The 24,045-nt window shown below is 60.4% G+C and carries 24 protein-coding genes and 1 pseudogene; 14 read left to right on the forward strand and 11 right to left on the reverse strand.

The genetic code is table 11. The features are described 5' to 3' along the window. Together ACRZ94_RS10145 and ACRZ94_RS10150 are read right to left on the reverse strand one after the other, a co-directional pair. Positions 1 to 224, reverse strand: a pseudogene (locus ACRZ94_RS10145) (hypothetical protein); the annotation flags it as partial. 54 nt (positions 225 to 278) lie between these two features. Then, entirely contained in the window at positions 279 to 992 is a 714-nt protein-coding gene (locus tag ACRZ94_RS10150) for a uroporphyrinogen-III synthase (RefSeq protein ID WP_480797263.1), read from the reverse strand. 97 nt (positions 993 to 1,089) lie between these two features. Here ACRZ94_RS10150 and tsaD point away from each other — a divergent pair, with 97 nt between their 5' ends. The 4 genes from tsaD to ACRZ94_RS10170 are packed head-to-tail and all read left to right on the forward strand — an operon-like array spanning position 1,090 to position 3,833. After that, entirely contained in the window at positions 1,090 to 2,187 is a 1,098-nt protein-coding gene (gene tsaD, locus ACRZ94_RS10155; protein ID WP_480797264.1) for a tRNA (adenosine(37)-N6)-threonylcarbamoyltransferase complex transferase subunit TsaD, read from the forward strand. Next, a complete protein-coding gene (locus ACRZ94_RS10160) occupies positions 2,184 to 3,140 on the forward strand; it encodes an NAD(P)H-dependent glycerol-3-phosphate dehydrogenase (protein ID WP_480652919.1) in 957 nt (318 codons plus the stop codon). The genes tsaD and ACRZ94_RS10160 overlap by 4 nt, the downstream gene beginning before the upstream one ends. Position 3,141: 1 nt before the next feature. Further along, positions 3,142 to 3,411 (forward strand): YciI family protein, encoded by a 270-nt coding sequence (locus ACRZ94_RS10165; RefSeq protein WP_480652921.1) that lies wholly within the window; start codon positions 3,142 to 3,144, stop codon positions 3,409 to 3,411. After that, the gene (locus ACRZ94_RS10170) at positions 3,411 to 3,833 is read left to right on the forward strand and encodes an EVE domain-containing protein (protein ID WP_480652923.1); all 423 of its coding nucleotides are present in this window, start codon (positions 3,411 to 3,413) and stop codon (positions 3,831 to 3,833) included. The genes ACRZ94_RS10165 and ACRZ94_RS10170 overlap by 1 nt, the downstream gene beginning before the upstream one ends. A gap of 196 nt (positions 3,834 to 4,029) precedes the next feature. Here ACRZ94_RS10170 and ACRZ94_RS10175 read toward each other — a convergent pair whose 3' ends face one another. Together ACRZ94_RS10175 and ACRZ94_RS10180 are read right to left on the reverse strand one after the other, a co-directional pair. Beyond that, positions 4,030 to 4,371 carry a DUF2853 family protein gene (locus ACRZ94_RS10175; protein WP_480652925.1) on the reverse strand — a complete coding sequence of 114 codons (342 nt, stop codon included), beginning with the start codon at positions 4,369 to 4,371 and terminating at the stop codon, positions 4,030 to 4,032. A gap of 114 nt (positions 4,372 to 4,485) precedes the next feature. After that, positions 4,486 to 5,391 (reverse strand): LysR family transcriptional regulator, encoded by a 906-nt coding sequence (locus ACRZ94_RS10180; protein ID WP_480797265.1) that lies wholly within the window; start codon positions 5,389 to 5,391, stop codon positions 4,486 to 4,488. A gap of 92 nt (positions 5,392 to 5,483) precedes the next feature. Between ACRZ94_RS10180 and ACRZ94_RS10185 the strand changes: the two genes are divergently transcribed. Further along, the gene (locus ACRZ94_RS10185; protein ID WP_480797266.1) at positions 5,484 to 6,560 is read left to right on the forward strand and encodes an L-dopachrome tautomerase-related protein; all 1,077 of its coding nucleotides are present in this window, start codon (positions 5,484 to 5,486) and stop codon (positions 6,558 to 6,560) included. Positions 6,561 to 6,596: 36 nt separating this feature from the next. On the opposite strand, the gene ACRZ94_RS10190 is transcribed toward ACRZ94_RS10185, so the two are convergent. The 3 genes from ACRZ94_RS10190 to ACRZ94_RS10200 all read right to left on the reverse strand — a co-directional run bounded on the left by ACRZ94_RS10190 (position 6,597) and on the right by ACRZ94_RS10200 (position 9,168). Further along, complete coding sequence (locus ACRZ94_RS10190) at positions 6,597 to 7,343, reverse strand: extensin-like domain-containing protein (RefSeq protein ID WP_480797267.1); 747 nt, start codon at positions 7,341 to 7,343, stop codon at positions 6,597 to 6,599. Positions 7,344 to 7,356: 13 nt separating this feature from the next. Beyond that, entirely contained in the window at positions 7,357 to 8,745 is a 1,389-nt protein-coding gene (gene ahcY / locus ACRZ94_RS10195; RefSeq protein WP_480797510.1) for an adenosylhomocysteinase, read from the reverse strand. Positions 8,746 to 8,847: 102 nt separating this feature from the next. Next, positions 8,848 to 9,168 carry a hypothetical protein gene (locus tag ACRZ94_RS10200; RefSeq protein ID WP_480652932.1) on the reverse strand — a complete coding sequence of 107 codons (321 nt, stop codon included), beginning with the start codon at positions 9,166 to 9,168 and terminating at the stop codon, positions 8,848 to 8,850. A 206-nt stretch (positions 9,169 to 9,374) separates the two neighbouring features. Here ACRZ94_RS10200 and ACRZ94_RS10205 point away from each other — a divergent pair, with 206 nt between their 5' ends. Beyond that, the gene (locus ACRZ94_RS10205) at positions 9,375 to 9,968 is read left to right on the forward strand and encodes an HD domain-containing protein (RefSeq protein WP_480652934.1); all 594 of its coding nucleotides are present in this window, start codon (positions 9,375 to 9,377) and stop codon (positions 9,966 to 9,968) included. On the opposite strand, the gene ACRZ94_RS10210 is transcribed toward ACRZ94_RS10205, so the two are convergent. The 4 genes from ACRZ94_RS10210 to ACRZ94_RS10225 all read right to left on the reverse strand — a co-directional run bounded on the left by ACRZ94_RS10210 (position 9,965) and on the right by ACRZ94_RS10225 (position 12,104). After that, a complete protein-coding gene (locus ACRZ94_RS10210; RefSeq protein WP_480652936.1) occupies positions 9,965 to 10,336 on the reverse strand; it encodes a VOC family protein in 372 nt (123 codons plus the stop codon). The genes ACRZ94_RS10205 and ACRZ94_RS10210 overlap by 4 nt on opposite strands. 105 nt (positions 10,337 to 10,441) lie before the next feature. Then, positions 10,442 to 10,765 (reverse strand): hypothetical protein, encoded by a 324-nt coding sequence (locus ACRZ94_RS10215; RefSeq protein WP_480797268.1) that lies wholly within the window; start codon positions 10,763 to 10,765, stop codon positions 10,442 to 10,444. Positions 10,766 to 10,853: 88 nt separating this feature from the next. After that, complete coding sequence (locus ACRZ94_RS10220) at positions 10,854 to 11,408, reverse strand: ActR/PrrA/RegA family redox response regulator transcription factor (RefSeq protein ID WP_480652939.1); 555 nt, start codon at positions 11,406 to 11,408, stop codon at positions 10,854 to 10,856. A gap of 75 nt (positions 11,409 to 11,483) precedes the next feature. Continuing rightward, complete coding sequence (locus ACRZ94_RS10225) at positions 11,484 to 12,104, reverse strand: SCO family protein (protein WP_480652941.1); 621 nt, start codon at positions 12,102 to 12,104, stop codon at positions 11,484 to 11,486. A gap of 92 nt (positions 12,105 to 12,196) precedes the next feature. Between ACRZ94_RS10225 and regB the strand changes: the two genes are divergently transcribed. The 8 genes from regB to trxA all read left to right on the forward strand — a co-directional run bounded on the left by regB (position 12,197) and on the right by trxA (position 24,026). After that, positions 12,197 to 13,594, forward strand: a complete 1,398-nt coding sequence (gene regB, locus ACRZ94_RS10230) for a sensor histidine kinase RegB (protein WP_480652943.1) — start codon at positions 12,197 to 12,199, stop codon at positions 13,592 to 13,594. Between the two features lie 79 nt (positions 13,595 to 13,673). Then, entirely contained in the window at positions 13,674 to 15,170 is a 1,497-nt protein-coding gene (locus tag ACRZ94_RS10235) for a PAS-domain containing protein (RefSeq protein WP_480797269.1), read from the forward strand. 41 nt (positions 15,171 to 15,211) lie between these two features. Next, positions 15,212 to 15,685 carry a tRNA (adenosine(37)-N6)-threonylcarbamoyltransferase complex ATPase subunit type 1 TsaE gene (tsaE, locus tag ACRZ94_RS10240; RefSeq protein ID WP_480797270.1) on the forward strand — a complete coding sequence of 158 codons (474 nt, stop codon included), beginning with the start codon at positions 15,212 to 15,214 and terminating at the stop codon, positions 15,683 to 15,685. Next, the gene (locus tag ACRZ94_RS10245) at positions 15,682 to 16,686 is read left to right on the forward strand and encodes an aminoglycoside phosphotransferase family protein (protein WP_480797271.1); all 1,005 of its coding nucleotides are present in this window, start codon (positions 15,682 to 15,684) and stop codon (positions 16,684 to 16,686) included. Before tsaE ends, ACRZ94_RS10245 begins: the two co-directional genes overlap by 4 nt. Next, a complete protein-coding gene (locus ACRZ94_RS10250) occupies positions 16,683 to 17,369 on the forward strand; it encodes a nucleotidyltransferase family protein (RefSeq protein ID WP_480797272.1) in 687 nt (228 codons plus the stop codon). The genes ACRZ94_RS10245 and ACRZ94_RS10250 overlap by 4 nt, the downstream gene beginning before the upstream one ends. Then, the gene (gene addB / locus ACRZ94_RS10255) at positions 17,362 to 20,289 is read left to right on the forward strand and encodes a double-strand break repair protein AddB (protein WP_480797273.1); all 2,928 of its coding nucleotides are present in this window, start codon (positions 17,362 to 17,364) and stop codon (positions 20,287 to 20,289) included. The genes ACRZ94_RS10250 and addB overlap by 8 nt, the downstream gene beginning before the upstream one ends. After that, the gene (gene addA / locus ACRZ94_RS10260) at positions 20,286 to 23,645 is read left to right on the forward strand and encodes a double-strand break repair helicase AddA (RefSeq protein ID WP_480797274.1); all 3,360 of its coding nucleotides are present in this window, start codon (positions 20,286 to 20,288) and stop codon (positions 23,643 to 23,645) included. Before addB ends, addA begins: the two co-directional genes overlap by 4 nt. Before the next feature lie 60 nt (positions 23,646 to 23,705). Next, positions 23,706 to 24,026: a thioredoxin gene (gene trxA, locus ACRZ94_RS10265; protein WP_170382359.1), complete on the forward strand. Its 321-nt coding sequence runs from the start codon at positions 23,706 to 23,708 to the stop codon at positions 24,024 to 24,026. The last annotated feature ends 19 nt before the right edge of the window (positions 24,027 to 24,045 follow it).

Raw genomic sequence — 24,045 nt, forward strand, 5'->3', positions numbered from 1 at the left:
GCTTCGGCTTCGGCTTCGGCTTCGGCTTCGGCTTCGGCTTCGGCTTCGGCTTCGGCTTCGGCTTCGGCTTCGGCTTCGGCTTCGGCTTCGGCTTCGGAAAGGGCCTCTTCTACGGGTGCGGCGGCGTCAAGCGACGCCTCTTCCCGCTGCGATGTGAATTCAACCGTTTCCTCGGTTTTGGGGTCCTCTACCGGCTTTTGTTCGGATTTTTTCTTACGAGCCACCGCAGTATTCCCCTTATCGAATCCAATTTCACAAGAATAACAGGCTCGTCTAAGTTAGTCGGTGGTCTCGCTGCCCTCAACCCGCATCGCGTGTTTCACAAGCTTTTTAACTGCTTTCCGCATTTTCCTGGGCGTCGGCTCTTTGGCAATCTTCAGCCGGGCGTAGTCCAGTGAATTAAGGGGTTCGGCGGTCGCCTGACTGATTGCAGCCAGCCACAAGGGCGCCGATCCGGTCCAGATATCGGCAAATTGTCGCGCCGTTCTGGGTGAAAACAAAGGCGCGATCACCGGCAAATTGCCATCTGCAGTAGCCCTTGCCTGCGGTGTCAGCGGTAACAGGCGTTGCTGATACACCGCCTGCTCGCGCACGGTCAGGCCCGACTCGGTCAGGCGGGCGGCGACATCGCCCCGGCTATGCTCACCCCGCAAATGCAGCAGCGGGCTTTCGGGCCTGAGCTTCAGCAGGTTCGCCACCAACTCCTCTGCGGTGGCCCCGACCATCTGCGCATCCCACCCCGCACCCTGGGCCGTGCCCGTGGTGGCGGGACCCACGCAAAATGCCGGCATGTCCCGCGACAGGTTCATCGACACGGCGGCATTCACGCCGTTGGCCGAGGTGAAGATCAATCCGCGCACACCTGTGGTATCGACTGAGATCGGCAGAGGTTTGATTTCCAGGATCGGGGAATAGATGACCTCAACCCGCGATCTGGTACGGGTTGGCAGCGTCGCGACAAACCGTTCCGAGGCCGCGCGCGGGCGAGTCATCAACAAATACAACGATCGGCGCCTTCCGCCTTGGGATTGTTTGCGTCCGCGCAGGGTGATACCCCGCTTGTCAATCATGGTGTAACGGATCAGGCCAATGGTGCAAACACTTACCGTCCTCGGGTTGGAAAGCAGCTGTGACGATACAGCCGCCGCCGTTGTGCGCCAGACCGAAGGGTCGGGGGCCGAGGTGCTGTCGTCGGTCGTCTATGGCCAGACCGAATTGCACAGCGCCTATGGCGGCGTCGTTCCCGAGATTGCCGCCCGCGCACATGCCGAAAAGCTGGACACATGTGTGGTGCAGGCACTGCAGGATGCGGCTCTGACATTGGACGAAATCGATGCGATAGCGGTCACTGCCGGGCCCGGCCTGATCGGCGGCGTGATGTCCGGTGTCATGTGCGCCAAGGGGATCAGTGCGGCAACCGGTCTGCCCCTGATCGGGGTGAATCATTTGGCGGGGCACGCACTGACGCCGCGCCTAACCGATGGGATCGCCTTTCCCTACCTGATGTTGTTGGTGTCAGGCGGCCATTGCCAATATCTGATCGCTCATGGGCCGGAACAATTCACCCGCCTGGGCGGCACCATCGATGACGCGCCGGGTGAGGCGTTTGACAAAACCGCGCGTCTGCTGGGCCTGCCGCAACCCGGCGGCCCGTCTGTTGAGGCCGAGGCGAAAGGCGGCGACCCCGAAAGGTTCCGCTTTCCCCGCCCGCTGTTGGATCGACCCGGATGCGATCTGTCCTTTTCGGGCTTGAAGACGGCGCTGATGCGGATGCGTGATCAAGTTGTTGCTGAAAAAGGCGGGCTGACCCGTCAGGACCGCGCCGATCTCTGCGCCGGGTTTCAGCAGGCCATCGTCGACACGCTGGCCGTGAAAACCCGCCGTGCGATTGATCGATATCTGGACGAAAACCCCTCGGACCCGGTGATCGCCGTGGCCGGGGGTGTTGCGGCCAATACTGCGATTCGTTCCGCGTTAGAGACTGTTTGTGCGGAAAAGGGTACTCGTTTCACCGCGCCACCCCTGGCGCTGTGCACCGACAACGCGGCCATGATCGCCTATGCGGGGATGGAGCGGTTTCGCGCCGGTGCCCGCGACGGTCTGGACCTGACGGCCCGCCCCCGCTGGCCTCTGGACCAGACCAGCCCCGCCATGCTGGGCGGCGGCAAAAAAGGGGCCAAGGCATGAGCGTTTCTGTCCTTGGGTCCGGCGCATTTGGCACCGCGCTGGCGATCTCGCTGGCTGGAAATGGGCCGGTCGCACTGTGGGCACGTAATGCAGAACAGGCACAGTTGATGCAAAACATGCGCGAGAACGCCGCGCGCCTGCCGAATATGCCCCTGCCGGACGGAATCACGGTGACCTCTGACATCGCGCAAGCGGCGGAAAATGAGACACTGCTGATCTCAGTTCCTATGCAGAAACTGCGCGGGGCGCTGACCGATCATGCCGATGTGCTGGCCGGGAAAACGCTGGTTGCCTGCTGCAAAGGGATTGAGCTGTCAACGGGGCTGGGGCCGATCTCGGTCATCCGGCAGACCATTCCTGACGCGCGCCCGGCGCTGCTAACCGGGCCCAGCTTTGCCGATGACATTGCGCGCGGGCTACCCACAGCGCTGACGTTGGCCTGCGCCGATGACGCGCACGGGCTTCAGCACGATCTGACAACGGCCAACCTGCGCCTTTATCGCACCACCGATGTGATCGGGGCTGAACTGGGGGGCGCGTTGAAAAACGTTATGGCCATTGCTTGCGGTGCGGCCATTGGCGCGGGGTTGGGTGACAGCGCCCGCGCGGCCCTGATGACCCGCGGATTTGCCGAGATGCAGCGCTTTGCCCTGATGCGCGGGGCGCAGCCCGAAACGTTGATGGGGCTATCGGGGCTGGGCGATCTGGTGCTGACTTGTTCATCTGAGCTGTCGCGAAATTATCGTTTTGGCCTGAGTTTGGGTCTGAATCGGGACTTTGACACCACAACGACCGTCGAAGGCGTCGCCACCGCGCGCGCCATGGCCGACATCGCCAAGGCCGAAGGGCTGGACATGCCCATCAGCGCCACCGTCGCCGACCTGAGCCACGGCGCATACAGCGTCGCGCAAGCCATCGAAACCCTGCTCAACCGACCCCTGAAGGAGGAATAACATGCTCATCGCCCTCATCGCCCGTGACAAGGACGGCGCGCTGCAAACTCGGCTGGACAACCGCGCCGACCATCTGGCCTATATTGAGGAAACCGGCGTTGTTGCGCAGGCGGGTCCGCTGTTGGACGGCGACGCCATGATCGGCTCGCTGATCATCCTTGAAGTCGAGGACATAGCCGCCGCCCAAACCTGGGCCGACAATGATCCCTATGCCAAGGCAGGTCTGTTCCAGTCCGTCGACCTGATCGCGTGGAAAAAGGTCATCGGCTGATGGCATATTGGCTGTTCAAATCCGAACCCTCAACCTGGAGCTGGGACCAGCAGGTGGCCAAGGGGGATGCGGGCGAAGAATGGGACGGCGTGCGCAACTATCAGGCGCGCAACTTCATGCGTCAGATGGCCATTGGTGATCGCGGGTTCTTTTACCATTCGCAAAAAGACAAGGCGATCGTGGGCATTGTCGAGGTCTGCGCCGAGGCGCATCCTGACAGCACCACCGATGATGACCGCTGGGACTGCGTGGACATCAAGGCGGTGCGGGCGTTCTCAAAACCCGTCACGCTGGATCAGATCAAGGCCGATGAACGGTTGGCCGAGATGGCGCTGGTCAGAAACTCTCGCCTGTCTGTGCAACCGGTTGGCGACGCCGAATGGCAGGTGATCTGCGCTTTGGGCGAAACTGATCCTGAATAAAAAGGGAAGGTTCCGACGGATGCAGAACCTTCCCTACCCCCGCGTGCTCCCAACTCACCACACGCGTATGGAAATCTCTGGTTCTGACCGTCCTGGTCACACTGTGACACTAAGCGAAATCTGGCCAGCACTTCAAATGCCAAGTGCTTAAAATTGAAAACGCCCGCGTAGGGAGCGCGGGCGTTTTATACCGGGCTCAGCCGTAGACCGATTCTTTGCCGAAATGTTTGGTCAGCATGTAATAGACCACGGCGCGATACTTGTTGCGTTCGGACATACCATAGGTTTCCAGAACCGATTGGATCGCTTCATCCAGTGCCGGACCGTCGGACAGACCCAGTTTCTTGATCAGAAAGTTGTTCTTGACGGTCTCAAGTTCTCCTTCCTGCGTGGCTGCAACGGTGGACGCGTCGGCATCATAAATCGCCGGGCCACAGCCGATGGTGACCTTGGTCAGCAGGTCCATATCGGCGTCCATCCCGCATTTTTCTTTCAGATCTTCTGCATATTTGGCGATCAGCTCGTCGCGTTTACCCATAAAATACACTCCAATAGTGCAGCCCAGGCTGCGTTTGTCCAAACCTTCAAAAAGGTGCAGGCAGGTTAGTCACATGCAGACATTCAACAAAGGGAAAAATCCCGAATTTTCCCACTAAGCGGATTTCCGTGCGTCAGGCCGGGGTTGAAACGCGAGGCTGGCCAGTTCGGAAAACGCCCTGACTTTGCGTCCGGGCGTCGCGTTGCCTGCATGCACAAATGAAATCGGCGCGTCCGGGGATCGCAAGATACCGGGCATGATTTCGCACAGAGTGCCGTTCTCCAACTCACGCTGAACCGCCAGCCTTGATTTGACCGCCAGACCCAGACCCTGCACCGCCGCCTCGGTCAACATGTCCGAGTTTGACACGGCGATACCACGCGGGATGGAAAATTGCGCTGTCCGATTTGGCCCATCCCGCAAATCAATCCGGGTTTGCCAGGGCAGGCAGGCCCAGCGCATCAGCCGCAGATCCTCAACCGATGCAGGGCGGCCATGTTTTTCACAAAAAGACGGGGCGGCGCAGATGATGCGGTCATTGTCGCTCAGCTTGCGGGCGCGCAGGGTGCTGTCGGCCATCTGCCCCACCCGAATGGCGCAGTCGATCCCTTCATCCACCAGCGAAACATAGCGGTCCACGGCCAGAAACTCGACCGAGAGGTCCGGGTAACGGGTCTGAAACCCATCCATCAGCGGCATCACAAAGCGTGATAGTATCCACGGCGACAGCGTGACCCGCAAATGCCCCCGCACGGCACCTGTACCACTGCCAGCGTCCAGTTCGGCCTCGCGCAGGTCGGCCAGAACCGGTTCGATCCGATCCAGAAAGATCACCCCTTCGTTGGTCAGCTGCACCTTGCGGCTGTTGCGGTGGAAGAGTTTGAGGTTCAACACCTCTTCCAGCTTGGTGATACGGTGACTGACGGTGGCGGCAGAAATACCCAGCGCCTTGGCCGCCGATCCAACCCCACCGGTTTTTGCGACCGAGACAAAAGTCAGCAGATCATTCATGTGATACATTCGAAAAATCCTAACACTGGTTTCAGAATTGAGCCAGTTATCGTGAAAAATTTCAAATGGTATCTGCTCTGAGATTGCCAGAGGAGGACCTGATGAAATCGCTTTACGTAGCCACATGCGCGCTTGCGCTGGCTCTGCCCGCCGCGGCGGCCGAGTTGGAAACCTATCTTGAGTTTGAAAAGGCCATGCCTCCGGGCAATCTGGCCATTGGTCCGGATGGGCGCATGTTCATGTCGGTGCATGAATTCTACGGCCCCGAATTGCGGGTGGTTGAGGTGATGCCGGACGGGTCAACCAAGCCTTACCCGACCGAGGACTGGGCCCGCGCGCCAAACGATGACGCGGATGGGCTGAACGGTGTTCTGGGCCTGCGGGCCGACCGCGATGGTATCCTGTGGATGCTGGACGGTCAGGGCGAAAACCAGACCGGGCGCGTTGTCGGCTGGGACACCAATACCGAGACACTTCATGCGATCCATTATATCGGCGCACCTGTCGCACGCCCGACCTCGTTCCTGAACGATCTGGCCGTGGACCGCGATCATGGGGCCATCTACATCTCGGATACGGGTGACGGTCAGAACTCGGCCATTATCGTTGTCGATCTGGAGACAGGGCGCGCGCGGCGGGTTCTGGAGGGGTCGAAATATACAATTCCAGAAGATACGCCGATGGTCATAGACGGGCGCGAGATTACGCTGGGCGGCAATCCGGCCAAGATCGGCATCAACCCGATCACCGTCGATCCGACCAATACATGGGTCTATTTCGCCCCGATGACGGCCAGCGCGATGTATCGCATTCCGACCGCCGCACTGCTGGACGAAAGCCTGTCGGATGCCGATCTTGAGGCCAAGGTTGAACGCTATGGCGACAAGCCAATCTCGGATGGGTCAACCGTGGATACCGGCGGCAATGTCTATATCACCGCGATGACCGACAATGCGCTGGGTGTCACCAAGCCGGATGGCAGCTATGAAGTGCTGTTCCAGTCTGATGATGAATTGCCTTGGCCGGACGGGTTCTCGATCGGTGCGGATGGATATGTCTACGCCACGATCAACGAGTTGCACCGCTCACCCGTTCTGAACAATGGCGAAGATGCCTCCAAGGGGATCTACAAGATCGTTCGCTTCAAATCGCTGTCGGACGCGGTCAGCGGACGCTAAGCGACCTCCCGGCCCTGCGATGCGGGGCCGGGACACCTATCGGCAATAGCCCCAACCGGGGCCTTGCAGATGGAAGTGATCCGCGTGCAGGCGGTTGAAATTTGGGCCCAGCACCACACGAAACCAGTCGCAGGCCCCCTGCCCGATCCGGTGCAAAAAATCCGCCTCAGTCCCCGGCGTGGACCAATCCCGCAACAGGCTGAGCGCGCGCCCATCGGCCAGTTCCACACCTATAATGTCAATCGAATCCGCCGTTGCATGGCTGCTCCAACCGCTATTTGCACCCTGCGTGGTGCGCATGCGGCGGCAGTTGTAGCTGCCCAGATGCCGCAAGGCGCTGACTTCGGTGCCCAACACATCGCGCGCGGCGGGCTGAACCACATGGTTTTCCCACATAGCCAAACGCAGCGCTGTGGTGCAACGGGTCTCAACCCCCCGCAGATTCGCGCGAACCAGTCCGGACAGCAGACCCCGCCCGGCAATGCCACAGTTCTGGTCAACCACCAGATCGTCCATCTGCGAAAACGCGACACCTGCCTTCGACAGCGTTGCTCGGCACAGCCGCTCATCCGCCAGCGCCCGGTTCAGTTGATACGCTGTGACAGGTGTGACCGGCGCGGACACGGACAGATCCCGAAACGGGTTCCAGTGGTCAGGGACCGGAGAGTTCGGGTGCGACAACAGCAGATAGCCACCGGACCCAACAAGAAATAAAAATACGATGATCGAAAAGAAAGACGCCGCCAGTTGCGTGAACCGGCGGCGTCCTGAACGTTTGGTCATACCCGTTCCGCAATCAATAGCGGTAATGCTCGGGCTTGTAAGGGCCTTCGGGTTTCACGCCGATATAGGCCGCCTGTTCGTTGTCCATCTTGGTCAGCTTCACGCCGATGCGGTCCAGATGCAGGCGGGCAACCTTTTCATCCAGATGCTTGGGCAGGATGTAGACGTCGTTTTCGTACTCGTCACCCTTGGTGAACAGCTCAATCTGCGCCAGAACCTGGTTGGTGAAGGACGCCGACATCACAAACGACGGGTGACCGGTGGCGTTGCCGAGGTTCAGCAGACGACCCTCGGACAGCAGGATCAGACGATTGCCCGAGGGCATCTCGATCATGTCCACCTGTTCCTTGATGTTGGTCCATTTGTGGTTCTTCAGGCTGGCCACCTGAATTTCGTTGTCGAAGTGACCGATATTGCCGACGATGGCCATGTCCTTCATCTCGCGCATATGCTCGATGCGGATCACGTCCTTGTTGCCGGTGGTGGTGATGAAGATATCCGCCGATGCGACTTCGTCTTCCAGCAGTGTCACCTCGAACCCGTCCATGGCGGCCTGCAGGGCGCAGATCGGATCAACTTCGGTGACTTTCACGCGGGCACCCGCGCCACGCAGCGACGCCGCCGAGCCTTTGCCCACATCACCATAACCACACACCACAGCGACCTTACCGGCCATCATGGTGTCGGTGGCGCGGCGGATACCGTCGACCAGCGATTCCTTACAGCCGTATTTGTTGTCAAACTTCGACTTGGTGACGCTGTCGTTCACGTTGATCGCCGGGAACGGCAGGTGGCCGTCTTTTACCAGCTGATACAGACGGTTCACACCGGTGGTGGTTTCCTCGGACACGCCCTGGATCTGGTCCCGCATCTTGGTGAACCAGCCCGGGCTTGCTGCCATGCGTTTGGCGATCTGCTTCTTGATCACCTCTTCCTCTTCCGAGCCCGGAACGGGGATGATGTCTTCACCCGCTTCGGCGCGCGCGCCCAGCAGGATGTACAGCGTCGCGTCGCCGCCATCGTCCAGGATCATGTTCGGGCCGTCCTCGAACAGGAAGGATTTGTCCAGGTAATCCCAATGCTCTTCCAGCGTCTGGCCCTTGATGGCGAAGACGGGAATGCCAGCCTCTGCAATCGCGGCGGCAGCGTGGTCCTGGGTTGAGAAGATGTTGCACGACGCCCAGCGCACATCCGCGCCAAGCGCAACCAGCGTTTCGATCAGAACGGCAGTCTGGATGGTCATGTGCAGCGAACCGACGATGCGCGCCCCTGCCAGCGGCTTGCTGTCGCCATATTCCGCACGCAGGGACATCAGCCCCGGCATCTCGGTTTCGGCAATATCCAGTTCCTTGCGGCCGAAACCGGCCAATGAAATGTCTTTGACGATATAGTCCCCGGCCATCAGGTACTCCATTCCGGTAAATCTTGGTCCGGGTTGCCCCTAACATCCCTTTGGGGACGTGGCAACGCAGATGGCCGGAAACGGGATTTTATGCCGCCCTTCTTAGCTGGGCGTGCCTTCTACCTTGATCTTGGGGATCGCTTCGAAAAAGTCGGTGCCAACGGCGACGATACAACTCAGGCCGTTCGCATGGGTCACCAAAACGGTATAGCTTCCCGTTTCCTCAGAGGTCCAAACCTCCATCACCGATTGTCCGCTGCGCGATTTCTGCAATCCACCAAATGCCAGCTGTTCCGAGTAGCTTTCCTGCAATTTGGCGATCACATGTTCACGCTGCGCACATTTCTGCTGCTGAGCAAAAGCCGGAGGGGCAGTGGCGGCCATTCCAAAGGCCAGGGCAATTCCAAACAAACGCTTGAACATAGCAAGCTCCTTTCGATACGCGTTACGTTCCGAGAGGGGCACACCGGGAGGAGCATGCGCCCCCCTCAGCACTTGATGTCGGTATCACCGCGCCCTTGTTCAAAGCACGAATGCTCAAGAAAAAGTTGGCAGCCGGTGATCTTGACGGGTAAACCATATCACAAAATCGCGGCACAATCGCGGCTGTTGAAACGGGGCATGGCATAATGGCAACACAAACCAGAGCATGGCAAAGGATGCTGTCTGGCCGCAGGCTGGACTTGCTGGACCCCACCCCTGTGGACATCGAAATCGAAGATATCGCGCATGGATTGGCCTTTGTCGCCCGTTGGAATGGCCAAACGGCGGGGGATTTCGCCTATTCCGTGGCCGAGCATTCCCTGCTGGTCGAAGAGCTGTTCGGCCGCATCGCCCCCAAAGCGCCGGTCAAATGGCGACTGGCCGCTTTGTTACACGACGCCCCCGAATACGTGATCGGAGATATGATCTCTCCGGTCAAATCCGCCGTCGGCCCGGACTATGGCGCGTTGGATGATCGGTTGGCGGCGGCAATCCACATCCGGTTTGGCTTGCCAGCTGCGGTGCCGAAAACGATCAAACGTCAGATCAAAAAGGCCGACAGGATCAGCGCCTGGATGGAGGCCACCCAGATCGCGGGCTTTTCCGAGGCCGAGGCGTCCAAGTTCTTTGGCCGTCCGGACAAGGCCGTGATGGAGGGGTTGAACATCGTGTTACGCCCACCGGTCGAGGTTCGGCGGGCGTATACAGAAAGGCATGCAGCCCTATTGGCCGAGCTTTAGCCGAAGACGTAAAAACACAGCTTGTTGCCGTCCAGATCGCGGGCATAGGCCCCGTAGAAAACATCGGGAACGCGCTGACCGGGCTCACCCTCGTCCGAGGCACCCAGGCTGATCGCTTTTTCATACATTGCCTGCGCGTGTTCTTTCGAGTCGGCTGCAAAAGCCACCATCGTGCCATTGCCCGGCGCGCAAGCCTCGCCATCATAGGGTTCGCACACCGCCAGCATCGGGGCGTTCGGCTGATTTCCGATAAACGCAATACGACCCGCATCCAGCGTCACCTTGGCATCCCGATCTGAGAGCAGATCCGTATAGAATTTCTTGGCGCGCTCCATATCCGACACGCCGATGGTCACATAGCCGATCATTTTGGGGTTCCTGTTTTGTTAAGTGTTTTCTCGAAGCAAACACTTGGGCTCAGAGCACAGAGGTGCAAGTCACGAAGCTGTGACATGAGATAAGCGGATGTGTATCTAAAAGACGTTCGAAATCAGCAAATAGAATCCTCTCAGGATCACGACCATCAGCGTTAGCAAGCCCCAAAGACGATATGCAAATTTAAGACGGTCGGCTTGTAGCTCTATGACATTCACAACCTGCAATGACGGCCGCTGGCGTTCGTGTTTCAACAAGCTGGGAAAGATAGCGCTCATCCCGTGAAAAACACCGACAACACAAAGGGCAGCACACAACATCAATCCGAACGCACTTGCCGCCACGCCGACAAATGTCCACGGTTTGTCAAACGCGTTGAACACCGTCACGGAAACAGAAGCCAAGCCGAACAGAGCGGTCAAACACCAAACCAAGGCGCCTACGCGCTCTAACGCTGTTTCCGGAGACGATTTGGCGAGAAATTGTAGCACCGTCGCTAGCGACTATTTTTCACCGCGGGCTGCGTTTCGCCAAAATCCGCTGCAAGGTCCGGCGATGCATGTTCAGCCTGCGGGCGGTCTCGGATACGTTCCGGTCGCACAGCTCATAGACCCGCTGGATATGCTCCCAGCGCACGCGGTCGGCGCTCATGGGGTTTTCCGGCGGAGGGGGCAGTTCGTCGCCCTTCGCCAGCAGCGCATTGGTGATGTCGGTGGCGTCGGCGGGTTTCGATAGGTAATCCGTTGCGCCGATTTTGACAGCAGCCACAGCGGTGGCGATGGCGCCATATCCGGTCAGAACCACAACCCGGCTGTCGGGGCGCTTTTCTCGCAGTACTTCGACCACATCCAGCCCATTTCCATCCTCAAGCCGCAAGTCAACCACGGCATAGGCAGGCGGGCGGGCGATGCTGATGGCGCGGCCCGCGGCGACGGACCCGGCTGTTTCAACCTCGAACCCGCGTTTTTCCATGGCTTTGGCCAGACGTCTCAGAAACGGCTCGTCATCATCTACCAGAAGCAGGGATTTATCCGCGCCGATAACCAGGTCCGAGCTGTCCGCCATTGTCTGTTCTTTCTGCTATTTCACGCCTTTGGCCTGACATGAGTAATAGCAGCGCCATGCCAAAGGTCAAATCTGTCATAGCTTGTCGAGGAAACACCCAACCTTGTCCGCCATCTGCTGGGCGGTGTCATTGCGGTTGAAGAATTCGATGAACCCCTGCTCGGGTGTCACGAGATAGGTAAAGGTGGAATGATCCACCAGGTAATACTCGTCGCTTTTGTCATGGGCCTTGTAATAGGTCTTGTAGGCCTGGCTGGCGGCCTTGACCTGCTCGGGCGAGCCGGTTAGCGCGATGGTCTTGCCACCCAGGTTGAAGGCGTAATCGTCCACCACCTCGGGCGTGTCGCGATCCGGGTCGATTGAGATGAACAGGGGCGTGACAGACTGTCCGCCCTCGGCCAGAATATCCACCGCCTCGGCGTTGCGCGACATGTCGAACGGGCAGACATCGGGGCAGAACGTGTAGCCGAAATAGACCAGCGTGGGTTCGGTGATCACGTCTTTGTCGGTCACCGTCTCACCCTTGCCGTTGATCAGCTCAAACGGGCCGCCAATGGCTGCAGTGCCGCCTGCGATCTGGGATGACCGGCATTGTGCAAACTGATCGTCGGACCCCGCGCCGCGTGTCAGCAGCCACATGGCCCCCACACCAATGGCCAGAGCAACTGCAGCAAGAATAGCGTAGAGACGGACCATCACATCAATCCTGATATCAGAGGGGTTGTTGATCGTTTCGGCCGGGACACCTATCAAGATAGACAGCCGATGCAACAGGACATAGTGGATCGATGGCCAATTCCAATATCACATTTTGGCGCGGGCAGGAACGTAGCAGCTGGATCAGGCTGCGCACGCTGATCCTGTTGCGCTGGGTGGCCATTATTGGCCAGTTCACAGCAATCACCGTGGCGCAGCAATATTTTCACGTTCAGCTGGAACTGGCGCTGTGTTACCTGGCCATCGGCGTCTCGGTAATGGGGAACATGACGGCCATTTTGCTGTTTCCACAGAACAAGCGTCTGACCGAGTTCGAGAATTTTCTGATGGTGCTGTTCGACCTGACTCAGCTGGCCATACTGCTGTATCTGACCGGCGGCCTGAACAACCCGTTTGCCCTTCTGCTGCTGGGTCCGGTAACGATCTCGGCGAATGTCATGAGCACGCGGTCAACCCTGATTGTCGGAGCGGTTGCGATTGTGTTGACGACCCTGTTGGCCGAATTCCATCTGCCTTTGCGCACTGACGCCGGACAGGCACTGGACATTCCCGAGTTGCTGCTGTTCGGCAACTGGGCTGCGATCATCATCGCGATTGTGTTCATTGGCGCTTATTCCCACCGGGTCAGTTCCGAAGTGCAATCCATGTCCGAGGCGTTGGCGGCCACCCATATGGCCCTGGCCCGCGAACAGAAGCTGACCGATCTGGGTGGCGTCGTCGCTGCCGCTGCGCATGAGCTTGGCACACCGCTGGCCACGATCAAACTGACCAGCTCCGAGCTGATAGAAGAGCTTGACGACCGCCCCGACCTGAAAGAGGACGCGGCCCTGATCCGCGAACAGGCCAATCGGTGCCGCGACATTCTGCGCGATATGGGCCGGGCCGGCAAAGACGACCTGCATCTGCGGCAGGCCCCTCTGTCCACGGTTATTCACGAGGCGGCCGAACCTCATATCCATCGCGGCAAGACCGTCCATTTTGCCGAAGGGCCTGCCGGGGATGGCGATGTGCAACAACCCTCGATCCTGCGCAAGCCCGAGATCATTCACGGGCTGCGCAACCTGATCCAGAACGCAGTGGATTTCGCCCGCGCCAATGTCTGGGTCGAGGCCGAATGGACCACCGATCAGATCATCATCAAAATCATGGATGACGGGCGCGGTTATCCGGCCCATATGATCGGCCGGATCGGCGATCCATTCATGCGCCGTCGCCGTGCCGAAAAAGACCAAAAAGCCCGCCCGGAATATGAAGGGATGGGGCTGGGGCTGTTCATCGCAAAGACCCTGCTGGAACGCAGCGGTGCCGATCTGAATTTTGCCAACGGGTCGGACCCCTATCAGAACCTGTGCGAAAACCCTGAACGCCGGGGTGCTATTGTGCTGGTGACATGGCCACGCAACCTGGTGGACGCCCAGACCGGAGATACCCCCGTCCCGTCAGGGGAAAACCAGCGTATTCTGGTCTGATCTGCTCAGGTGCGGGTTAAGACACCGTTAACCATTAAGGCGCATAAATCCTGACCATAACACAGGTACCGAGGATCGCATGGTCGACTGGATTATTCTGGCCGCAATCAGCCTGGTCTCAGCCAGTCTGGCGGTGCAATGGCTGTTGCCCCGCCGCAGACACAGGGGTGATGATTTCGGTTTATCCGCCCCGGCATCCCTGCATGATGCGGTCTTTCTGTTCGACGATGACCGGCTGATCAGCCACTCCGACATTGCGCTGGAAGGATTTGAATCTGTCCGCAACTGGACGGATTTGCGCCGCCTGCTGCAGCGCGACTTTCCCTCGTTTCCCGAGGGCCCTGATCATATCCGGCGTGAGGGGACACTGATCATTCCGGCCATCGACTGCACTGTCGAGCGGGACGTTCTGTGCGAATGGATCGACGGTATCGTCCGTGTGCAATTGCGCCAAAGCTGCCACGCACCGGGCTCAGCCCGGCTTGAGGCGCAGGACCCGATCCGCCTTGCGATGGAACAAGCGCCCTATCCCGTCTGGATGCTGGATCACCAAAGCAATGTCCGGTGGTGCAACGCGGCCTATGTCTCATTGGTGAGAAAGGTACGCGGACAGGACACCGATCTGACCGCACCGCTGTTCACCGGCGCAGATGGGGACGCCAGATTGGGGGCAAAGACCCGCATCTCGATTACGTCTGAAAACAGCGATAACAAGCTGTGGTTCGATCTGAACCTGGTCGAACACCCCGAAGGCCACCTGTGCTATGCGGTTGATATAAATGCAATTGTCGCGGCAGAAACAGCCCAGCGCAAATTCGTACAAACCATGACGAAGACCTTTGCGCAACTGTCCATCGGGCTGGCGATTTTCGACCGGAACCGGCAATTGGCTTTGTTCAACCCGGCGCTGATCGACCTGACCACCCTGCCCCCGGATTTCCTCAGCTGCCGCCCCAGCCTGTCCAGTTTCTTTGACCGGCTGCGCGATCAGCACATGATGCCCGAACCCAAGAATTACCGCAGCTGGCGCAGCCAGATGAATGACCTGCTGGAGGCGGCCGAAGACGGGAATTATCAGGAAACCTGGTCGCTACCATCCGGGTCCGTCTATTCGGTCAGTGGCCGCCCGCATCCCGACGGCGCGGTGGCCTTTCTGTTTGAGGATATCACCGCCGAGATTACCCTGACACGCCGGTTCCGGTCAGAGATGGACCTGATGCAATCGGTGCTGGACAAGCTGGCCGATGCTATTGCCGTCTTTGGCGATGACGGAACGCTGGCCTTTACAAACCGCGCCTACCAAAAGCTGTGGGGCGACAACGATGAGACCGGCTTTGAACCGGACTCAGTGCTGGATGTGACACGGCGCTGGCGGGAACGCTGCGCCGCAACGCCTTTGCTGGGTGAAGTGCGCGATTTTGTCGAAATGCGCGACAACCGGGCGGAATGGTCTGGCCATATCAAGATGCGCGACGGCACAGACCTGACCTGCATCGTCAGCCCCATGCAGAACGGCGCAACTATTGTGCGTTTTAATGTCGATGATCTTGGAGCGGTACAGCAGATCAGCGCCTGAACCGGGTTGCAGCCGACCGGGCCTAAGGCCATTGTGGCGCCATGACGCTGCACACCCGTTCAATCACCCTGACGTCGCCCGAAGACACCGCCGATTTGGCCACCCGGATCGGGGCTGAACTGCGCCCCGGCGATGTGATTTTGCTTGAGGGCGAGATCGGAAGCGGCAAGACCCATTTCGCCCGCAGTCTGATCCAATCCCTGATGACCGTGCCCGAAGACGTGCCCTCGCCCACCTATACGCTGGTGCAGGCCTATGACACGCCAGAGGCCGAGATCTGGCATTGCGACCTCTATCGTCTGAGCGCGGTGGAAGAGATCGAAGAACTGGGCCTGTCCGAGGCATTCGAGACCGCCATTTGCCTGATCGAATGGCCGGACAAGCTGGGGCCGTTGACACCGGACACCTCACTGAAGATGAACCTGAAAGCAGACCCTAACACAATGGAAACACGCCATTTGACGCTGTCCTGGTCCGATCCGAAATGGACCCAGAAACTGGAGCGCGCCGCATGACAAACCGGACCGTGCTGGCCCAAGCCCTGATTGCACAGACACCCTGGGCCAATGCAGGCCGCGCGCCTTTGGCCGGTGATGCCTCGAACCGTCGGTATGAGCGTTTGACTGACCCGGAAACCGGGCGCACGGCGGTTTTGATGGATTCCCCGCCGGGCAAGGCCGAACCGGTCGCGGCATTTGTCCGCATGGCGCATCATCTGCGTTCGGCCGGTCTCAGCGCGCCCGAAGTCTATGCTGAGGACACGGAAAACGGGTTCCTTCTGTTGGAAGATCTGGGCGACGACCTTTTTGCCCGTGTCCTGAAACGGAACCCAAAGGCCGAAAGACAGCTGTATGAGGCGGCGACAGACGTTCTGATTGCACTGCACAAGGCACCGATCCTGTCCCTGCCCGCCTATGACTCAGCAATGATGAGCGAGCTGGCGGCGCTGTCCTTCACCAAATACGCGCAGGCGGTTCAGGGGCAGCACGACGTGGATGCCCGAGAGCGGTTTGAGCACCGGTTTTCGGATATTCTGCATCAGGAAACCTCGGGCCCCAAAGTGGTGATCCAGCGCGATTACCATGCCGAGAACATGATCTGGCTGCCGGACCGCGATGGGATTAAACGCGTGGGTCTGCTGGATTTCCAAACGGCCATGCTGGGCTATCCGGCCTATGATCTGGTGTCGATGCTGCAGGATGTGCGCCGCGATGTCTCAACCGGGACCGAGATGCAGATGCTCAACCGCTATATCGCCGCAACCGGGGTGAATGATCACGACTTCCGCACCGCCTATGCGGTGCTGGGGGCGCAACGGAACCTGCGGATTCTGGGCGTGTTTGCCCGGTTGGCGACGGAATACGGCAAACCGCACTATGTCGATCTGATCCCGGCCACATGGGCGCATCTGATGCGTGATCTGGACAATCCCGCGTTGGTGTGTGTCGCAGATTTGCTGCGTGACGCCCTGCCCGCACCGACCCCGGAAAACCTCGACAGGCTCAGACAGGCATGACCCAACACCCTGACGCCGTAATGCTGTTCGCCGCCGGGTTCGGCACCCGCATGGGCGCACTGACCGAAACACGCCCCAAACCGCTGATCGAGGTGGCCGGTCGCCCCTTGATCGACCACGCGCTGGATCTGGTGGACGATCTAAGCCCGGCACGCGTGGTGGCCAACCTGCACTATCTGCCCGATCAACTTGAGGCACACCTGTCCCCCAAAGGCGTGCTGCTGTCCCGTGAAGACCCCGAGATTTTGGAGACCGGCGGTGGGCTACGCGCCGCTTTGCCTTTGTTAGGGTCTGATCCGGTGATTACCCTCAACACCGATGCGATCTGGTCCGGTCCCAACCCCCTGACCCTGCTGCGCAACGCATGGGATCCTGAACGAATGGACGCTTTGCTGATGTGCGTACCTACCGCGCAGACCATCGGGCACACGGGACAGGGCGATTTCACCGCCGATGCCGAAGGGCGCATCACCCGCGGCGGAAACCTGATCTATGGCGGCGCGCAGATCCTCAAAACCGAAGGGTTGTCGACCATTTCGGATAAGGCGTTTTCGTTAAATCGGCTTTGGGATCAGATACATGGCCGGGGTCGCCTGTTTGCTGCCATCTACCCCGGTCGCTGGTGCGATGTCGGTCGCCCCGAAGGGATCGCGCTGGCCGAAGGGTTGATTGCGGATGTTTAAGCCCAGCACCCATCCCCGCGTTTTTGCCGTGCCGCCGGGTTCGGATTTCCCCAAAGCGCTGGTTGAGGGGCTGCGACAGCGCAGCGCAGCGCATCCGCCCGAGGCTTTGGCGAAGGTCCAGCTTGTGGTGAATACCCGCCGCATGGCCCGCCGCGTGCGCGATCTGTTTGACCAGGGTCCTGCCTGCCTGTTGCCCCGGCTCTCGCTGGTGACCGATTTGGGCGACAGCGTCGATCTTGCGCAAATTCCACCCGCGATTCCCGCCCTGCGGCGCAGGCTGGAACTGACGCAGCTGATTGCCAAGCTGTTGGAGCAACAGCCCGATCTGGCGGCGCGGTCCTCTCTGTTTGATCTCTCCGACAGCCTTGCCGCCCTGATTGATGAGATGCAGGGCGAAGGCGTCTCGCCCGATGCGATCCGGCAGTTAGACGTCAGCGACATGTCGGGCCATTGGGCCCGCGCGCAGGCGTTTATCGGAATTGCGGATCACTTTGTCGACTCGGGGCCCGATGCGCTGGATGCGCAGGCGCGACAACGGAAGGTGGTCGAAAACCTGATTGAGCGCTGGCAGGAAACCCCTCCGCAGCACCCGGTGATCCTTGCGGGTTCAACCGGGTCGCGGGGCACCACCCTGATGCTGATGGAGGCCGTCGCCCGCCTGCCCCAAGGTACACTGATCCTGCCCGGGTACGATTTCGATCAGCCTGATGCCGTCTGGCACCGACTGGATGAGGCGCTGACCTCGGAAGATCACCCGCAATACCGGTTCCGCAAGCTGATGACCCGGTTGGGAATGGACCCCGGACAGGTTGAGCCCTGGACCGATGACCCGGCCCCCTCACCTGCGCGTAACCGTCTGATTTCACTTGCGTTACGCCCTGCCCCAATCACCGACGCGTGGATGTCCGAAGGCCCGCAACTGACCGATCTGGACAGCGCCACCCAGGACCTGACACTGGTTGAGGCGCAATCACCACGGGCCGAGGCACTGGCCATCGCCCTGCGTCTGCGCGAGGCGGCGGAAACCGGCCAGACCGCCGCGCTGATCACGCCCGATCGGATGCTCACCCGTCAGGTCAGCGCCGCGCTGGACCGTTGGAACATCCTGCCCGATGACAGCGCGGGCCTGCCGCTGCAACTGTCACCGCCGGGCCGGTTCCTGCGCCACGTGGCCGGGCTGTTTACCAAACGGCTTGAGGGTGAGGCGCTGCTGACCCTGCTGAAACATCCCCTTTGCCATGGTGGTGACGACCGGGGGGCGCATCTGCTGCACGCCCGCGATTTGGAACTGGATTTGCGGCGGCATGGCCCACCATTCCCCGACAACGCCAGCCTGACCGCCTTCACCATCCGAAAGGAGGTGCCCGAGGACTGGATGCGCTGGCTGATCACCCATTTCTGCGATCAGCAGTTCACGGGGGACTTGCCCCTGTCCGATTGGGTCACACGTCTGCGCAGTCTGGCCGAGGCGATCTCGACCGGCAGCGCAGGTGAAACCAATCCGCTTTGGGACAAGAACGCAGGTCAAAAGGCGCTGTCGGTCCTGACCACGCTGGAGGATGAGGCGCAGCATGGCGGCCCCATGACCGCCCGCGATTTCGCCGACCTGCTGGGCGCGCTTCTGGCGGGCGAAGAGGTCCGCGACCGTGACGCGCCGCATCCGCATATCATGATCTGGGGCACGCTTGAGGCGCGGGTGCAGGGTGCCGATCTGCTGATTCTGGGTGGTCTGAACGAGGGCAGCTGGCCCGAGGCCGCCGCGCCAGACCCCTGGCTGAACCGGCAAATGCGGGACAAGGCCGGTCTGTTGCTGCCCGAACGCCGCATTGGTCTGTCGGCCCATGACTTTCAGCAAGCCGTCGGCGCGCCCGAGGTTTGGCTGACCCGCGCGACCCGGTCCGATGACGCCGAAACTGTGCCATCGCGCTGGCTGAACCGCCTGACGAACCTGCTGCAGGGTTTGCCGGGGCAGGGTGGTCGTGATGCCCTGTCCGCCATGCGCGCACGGGGTCAAACCTATCTGCGCTGGTCCGAACAGCTTGAGGCCGCGCCGCGCATCGACCCCGCGCCGCGCCCATCGCCGCGCCCGCCTATCGCGTCGCGCCCGCGTCGCCTCAGCGTGACCGAGATCAAACGCCTGATCCGCGATCCTTACGCGATTTACGCAAAACATGTGCTGAAGCTGCGGCCACTGGACCCGTTGGTTCAGGCCCCGGATGCGTTGCTGCGCGGGATCGTCATCCATGAAATCCTTGAACATTTCGTCAAGGACAGCGTATTGGACAGCGCCTTGCTGACCCGCGAAAACTTTCTGAAACGGGCCGAAACCCTATTGGATCAGCATGTCGCCTGGCCCACCGCGCGCAAGCTGTGGCTGGCGCGGCTCGAACGGATCGCGGATGATTTCCTGGTCGCCGAAACCGCCCGACGCGGGGATGGCGGGCCGGTGGCGTTCGAGGCCGCAATGAAACTGGTGCTGTCACCGCTGGATTTCACCATCGCGGGACGGGCTGACCGGATTGATCACAACAGCCGGGGCGCTTTGCGGATCGTGGATTACAAAACCGGCACCCCTCCGACAGAATCCCAACAGGCCAAGTTCGACAAACAATTGCTGATCGAGGCTGCAATGGCCGAGCAAGGGGCCATCGAAGGGATTGACCCGATTGCGGTGGCCGAGGCCATTTTTGTCGGCATGGGCGGTACCTATAAAGAGGTCGCAGCCCCCCTGGCCAAAGAACCGCCCGACAAGGTTCTGGCCGAGTTGAAAGAGCTGATTTCTGCCTATTTAGAGCCTGATCAGGGCTTCACATCCCGCCGAATGCTGCACAAGGACACAGACATTGGCGACTACGATCACCTCGCCCGGTTTGGTGAGTGGGACCGCACCGACGCATCCGACCCCGAGGTGTTGAAATGACCGCCCGCAACGATGCGACCGAGCGGCAGGTGCAAGCCGCGCGCCCCGATGCCTCAACCTGGTTGGCGGCCAATGCGGGGTCCGGCAAAACCCGCGTTCTGACCGACCGGGTGGCGCGATTGTTGCTGGGTGGCGTGCAGCCGCAGCATATCCTGTGCCTGACTTACACCAAGGCCGCCGCCAGCGAGATGCAGAACCGCCTGTTCAAACGGCTGGGCGAATGGGCGATGTTGGGCGACGATGCACTGCTGGCGCAGCTGACCGATCTGGGCGTGCCGGGTGTGATCGACCCCGAGCGTCTGGCGCAGGCGCGCACCCTGTTTGCCCGCGCGATTGAGACGCCGGGCGGCTTGAAGATCCAAACGATCCATTCCTTCTGCGCCTCGCTTCTGCGGCGCTTTCCGCTTGAGGCCGGGGTCAGCCCGCAATTCTCGGAAATGGAGGACCGCGCCGCCGCCCTGTTGCGCGAGGAAATCGTTGAGGATTTTGCCGACGGGCCTCAGGCCGGTTTGATCGAAGACGTTGCGCGGTTCGTCACCGATACCGGGTTCGACAACCTGACGACCGCCATCACGCATAAACGCAACCTGTTTGCGCAGCCGCTGGACTGGCCCGATCTGCTGCAACGGTTCGACTTGCCTGACGGGTTTGACGAAGACGCGCTGAAAGCCCGCGTGTTTCTGGGGGGTGAGGTCGACCTGATCCGCGCGATCCTGCCTGCGCTGACGGAAAGCGGCGGCAACAACGCCAAGGCGGCTGCGAAACTGGCTGCGTTTTCTGAAGCGAGGATCAGTAGCCTGCCCCTTTTGGAAAGCGTGTTCCTGACCGGCAAAGCGGCAAAAGAACCCTTTACCGCCAAGATCAACAGCTTTCCGACCAAAGCTCTGCGCGAAGGGGCGCTGGCCGGGCAGATGCCTCAGCTTGAGGCGCTGATGTTGCGCATCGAGGCCGCGCGTGAGCAGCGATTGGCGCTGGTCGCAGCGCGTAAGACGCATGTCTTGCACCGCTTTGCCGCGGCCTTCCTGCCGGAATATGAGCGGCGCAAACAGCTGCGCGGATGGCTGGATTTCGACGACCTGATCCTGCGCGCGCGGCAGGTGCTGAACGACCCGGCGGTGGCCGAATGGGTGCTGTACCGGCTGGATGGCGGCATCGATCATATTCTGGTTGATGAGGCGCAAGACACCAGCCCCGACCAATGGGATGTGGTCGAAAAACTGGCGCAGGAATTCACCAGCGGGGAAGGGGCCCGATCCGGGGTTGAGCGCACGATCTTTGTGGTCGGTGACAAGAAACAGTCGATCTATTCCTTTCAGGGCGCAGACCCGGCGGCCTTTGACCGGATGCAGCAGGAATTTGGGCGCAGGCTGGCGGAATCAGGCTCTAAACTGTGGGATTCGACGCTGGAATACTCGTTCCGATCCTCCAGCGCGATCCTGTCTCTGGTGGATATTCTGTTCGAAAACCGGGCTGAGGCCGGGTTCCACAAGGACAGCCAGCACCGCGCGTTCAAATCCGATCTGCCCGGTCGCGTCGATCTGTGGCCGGTCGTTGAAAAGGTTGAAGACGACGAGGACGGTGACTGGACCGATCCCGTCGATCGCCCCGGCGCGCGGCATCACACTGTTATTCTGGCCGAGAAGGTGGCGCACTCGATCAAAGACATGATCGACCGTGGTGAGACGATCCCCGAGGATGACGATAGACCCGGTACTTTCGTCCGACGAAGGGTGCAGCCGGGGGATTTTCTGATCCTCGTGCAGCGCCGGTCCGACCTGTTTGCCGAGATCATCCGTGCCTGCAAAGCCCTGCGCCTGCCCATTGCCGGGGCAGACCGTCTGAAAGTGGGCGCGGAACTGGCGGTCAAGGATCTGGCCGCACTGCTGAGCTTTCTGGCCACGCCCGAGGACAGCCTGTCGCTGGCGACCGTGCTGAAATCGCCTCTGTTCGGCTGGACGGAACAACAATTGTTTGATCTGGCGCATCGGCGGCAGGAACAATTCCTTTGGGCCGCACTTCGCAGCCGGGCCGAGGATTTTCCCGACACGCTGGAGGTCCTGAACGACCTGCGCGGCCAGATTGACTTTCTCCGCCCCTATGACCTGATCGAACGCATCCTGACCCGCCATGACGGGCGGCGCAAATTGTTGGGCCGTCTGGGGGCTGAGGCAGAGGATGGCATCAACGCGCTGCTGTCTCAGGCACTGGCCTATGAGCGCACGGACATTCCCAGCCTGACCGGGTTTCTGGTGTGGATGCAGACCGACGATCTGGAAATCAAACGCCAGATGAGCGGTGTCGGTAACATGATCCGGGTGATGACGGTGCATGGATCGAAAGGGTTGGAAGCGCCGATTGTGATCCTGCCGGATACGGGCAAACGGCAGGCTCCGCGCGATGCTGAGATCATGGTGGGTGAGGGGACACCGCTGTGGAAAGTACCTGCTGATGCCTCACCCGCGCTGATCGCCCAAGCCCGGACCGAGGCACGCGCGCGGGAAGAGAATGAGCGGCTTCGATTGCTTTATGTGGCTCTGACACGGGCGGAAAAGTGGTTAATTGTGGGTGCTGCAGGGGATGTCGGCAAGGACGGAACCAGCTGGTATCAGATGGTTGAGGCCGCGATGGCGCGGGCAGGGGCCGTTCAGTTGCCGGACGAAGACACCCGGCGCTTGTCGCATGCGGATTGGGATGCCCTGCCACTGGTTGAGCATAGCGAGGCTGAGGTGACTGAGGTCCCGCTGCCAGACCATTTCCAAACGCCCGCTGCTGTACCCGACACCGCGCCTGAAACGCTCAGCCCGTCTGATCTGGGCGGGGCGAAGGCGCTGCCGGGGGATACCGGTCAGGATGAGGAGGCCGCCAAGCTGCGCGGCACACGCCTGCACCTTCTTTTGGAACACCTGCCCGCAGTCGCGCGGGACCAATGGCCCCAGCTCTGCGCCCGCGTTCTGCCGGATATGCAGGAACCCGAACGGCAGGGCCTGCTGGCCGAGGCGCAGACCGTGCTGACCGCCGATCACCTGCAACCCGTTTTCGCCGCAGGCACGCTGGCCGAGGTTCCGGTCACAGCCGACCTCAATGGGCGGCGTATGCATGGGATCATCGACCGGCTGATTGTGTCTGAAACCGACGTACAAATCATTGATTTCAAATCAAATGCAACGGTGCCCGATCGCCCCGAAACCTGCCCCGAAGGTCTGTTGCGTCAGATGGGGGCCTATGCGCAGGCACTGGCGCAGATTTACCCGGGGCGTAAGGTTCGCACAGGGATATTGTGGACCCGAAACGCCGACCTCATGTGGTTGCCACACGATCTTGTGACGGACGCGCTGGCCCGAACCCAGATACCTTGACCTTGCACCGGACCGCCCCTACGTTCTGTTCCCGAGTTAGCCCCATTCAGGAGACAGAATATGTCGACCGTAGCAGTAACCGACGATACCTTTGACGCCGAAGTCAAGAATTCCGACATCCCCGTTGTTGTCGACTTCTGGGCCGAATGGTGTGGCCCCTGTAAGCAGATTGGCCCCGCTCTGGAAGAGCTGGCCGCTGAATACGGCGACAAGGTGAAAATCGCCAAGGTGGACGTGGACAGCAACCCGAACTCGGCCGCGGCCATGGGTGTACGCGGTATCCCGGCGCTGTTCATCTTCAAGGACGGTCAGGTTGTTTCGAACCGCGCAGGTGCCGCCCCCAAGGCAGCGCTGCAAAGCTGGATCGAAGAATCCATCTGATCCGCCCGGATCATCGAAT

It is taken from the genome of Ruegeria sp. CH10, assembly GCF_056537125.1.

What these genes read in the sequence shown, in the direction of transcription:
- ACRZ94_RS10150 (WP_480797263.1), bottom strand. Translation starts at nt 992, where the DNA reads ATGACTCGCCCGCGCGCGGCCTCGGAACGGTTTGTCGCGACGCTGCCA.
- tsaD (WP_480797264.1), top strand. Translation starts at nt 1,090, where the DNA reads ATGGTGCAAACACTTACCGTCCTCGGGTTGGAAAGCAGCTGTGACGAT.
- ACRZ94_RS10160 (WP_480652919.1), top strand. Translation starts at nt 2,184, where the DNA reads ATGAGCGTTTCTGTCCTTGGGTCCGGCGCATTTGGCACCGCGCTGGCG.
- ACRZ94_RS10165 (WP_480652921.1), top strand. Translation starts at nt 3,142, where the DNA reads ATGCTCATCGCCCTCATCGCCCGTGACAAGGACGGCGCGCTGCAAACT.
- ACRZ94_RS10170 (WP_480652923.1), top strand. Translation starts at nt 3,411, where the DNA reads ATGGCATATTGGCTGTTCAAATCCGAACCCTCAACCTGGAGCTGGGAC.
- ACRZ94_RS10175 (WP_480652925.1), bottom strand. Translation starts at nt 4,371, where the DNA reads ATGGGTAAACGCGACGAGCTGATCGCCAAATATGCAGAAGATCTGAAA.
- ACRZ94_RS10180 (WP_480797265.1), bottom strand. Translation starts at nt 5,391, where the DNA reads ATGTATCACATGAATGATCTGCTGACTTTTGTCTCGGTCGCAAAAACC.
- ACRZ94_RS10185 (WP_480797266.1), top strand. Translation starts at nt 5,484, where the DNA reads ATGAAATCGCTTTACGTAGCCACATGCGCGCTTGCGCTGGCTCTGCCC.
- ACRZ94_RS10190 (WP_480797267.1), bottom strand. Translation starts at nt 7,343, where the DNA reads ATGACCAAACGTTCAGGACGCCGCCGGTTCACGCAACTGGCGGCGTCT.
- ahcY (WP_480797510.1), bottom strand. Translation starts at nt 8,745, where the DNA reads ATGGCCGGGGACTATATCGTCAAAGACATTTCATTGGCCGGTTTCGGC.
- ACRZ94_RS10200 (WP_480652932.1), bottom strand. Translation starts at nt 9,168, where the DNA reads ATGTTCAAGCGTTTGTTTGGAATTGCCCTGGCCTTTGGAATGGCCGCC.
- ACRZ94_RS10205 (WP_480652934.1), top strand. Translation starts at nt 9,375, where the DNA reads ATGGCAACACAAACCAGAGCATGGCAAAGGATGCTGTCTGGCCGCAGG.
- ACRZ94_RS10210 (WP_480652936.1), bottom strand. Translation starts at nt 10,336, where the DNA reads ATGATCGGCTATGTGACCATCGGCGTGTCGGATATGGAGCGCGCCAAG.
- ACRZ94_RS10220 (WP_480652939.1), bottom strand. Translation starts at nt 11,408, where the DNA reads ATGGCGGACAGCTCGGACCTGGTTATCGGCGCGGATAAATCCCTGCTT.
- ACRZ94_RS10225 (WP_480652941.1), bottom strand. Translation starts at nt 12,104, where the DNA reads ATGGTCCGTCTCTACGCTATTCTTGCTGCAGTTGCTCTGGCCATTGGT.
- regB (WP_480652943.1), top strand. Translation starts at nt 12,197, where the DNA reads ATGGCCAATTCCAATATCACATTTTGGCGCGGGCAGGAACGTAGCAGC.
- ACRZ94_RS10235 (WP_480797269.1), top strand. Translation starts at nt 13,674, where the DNA reads ATGGTCGACTGGATTATTCTGGCCGCAATCAGCCTGGTCTCAGCCAGT.
- tsaE (WP_480797270.1), top strand. Translation starts at nt 15,212, where the DNA reads ATGACGCTGCACACCCGTTCAATCACCCTGACGTCGCCCGAAGACACC.
- ACRZ94_RS10245 (WP_480797271.1), top strand. Translation starts at nt 15,682, where the DNA reads ATGACAAACCGGACCGTGCTGGCCCAAGCCCTGATTGCACAGACACCC.
- ACRZ94_RS10250 (WP_480797272.1), top strand. Translation starts at nt 16,683, where the DNA reads ATGACCCAACACCCTGACGCCGTAATGCTGTTCGCCGCCGGGTTCGGC.
- addB (WP_480797273.1), top strand. Translation starts at nt 17,362, where the DNA reads ATGTTTAAGCCCAGCACCCATCCCCGCGTTTTTGCCGTGCCGCCGGGT.
- addA (WP_480797274.1), top strand. Translation starts at nt 20,286, where the DNA reads ATGACCGCCCGCAACGATGCGACCGAGCGGCAGGTGCAAGCCGCGCGC.
- trxA (WP_170382359.1), top strand. Translation starts at nt 23,706, where the DNA reads ATGTCGACCGTAGCAGTAACCGACGATACCTTTGACGCCGAAGTCAAG.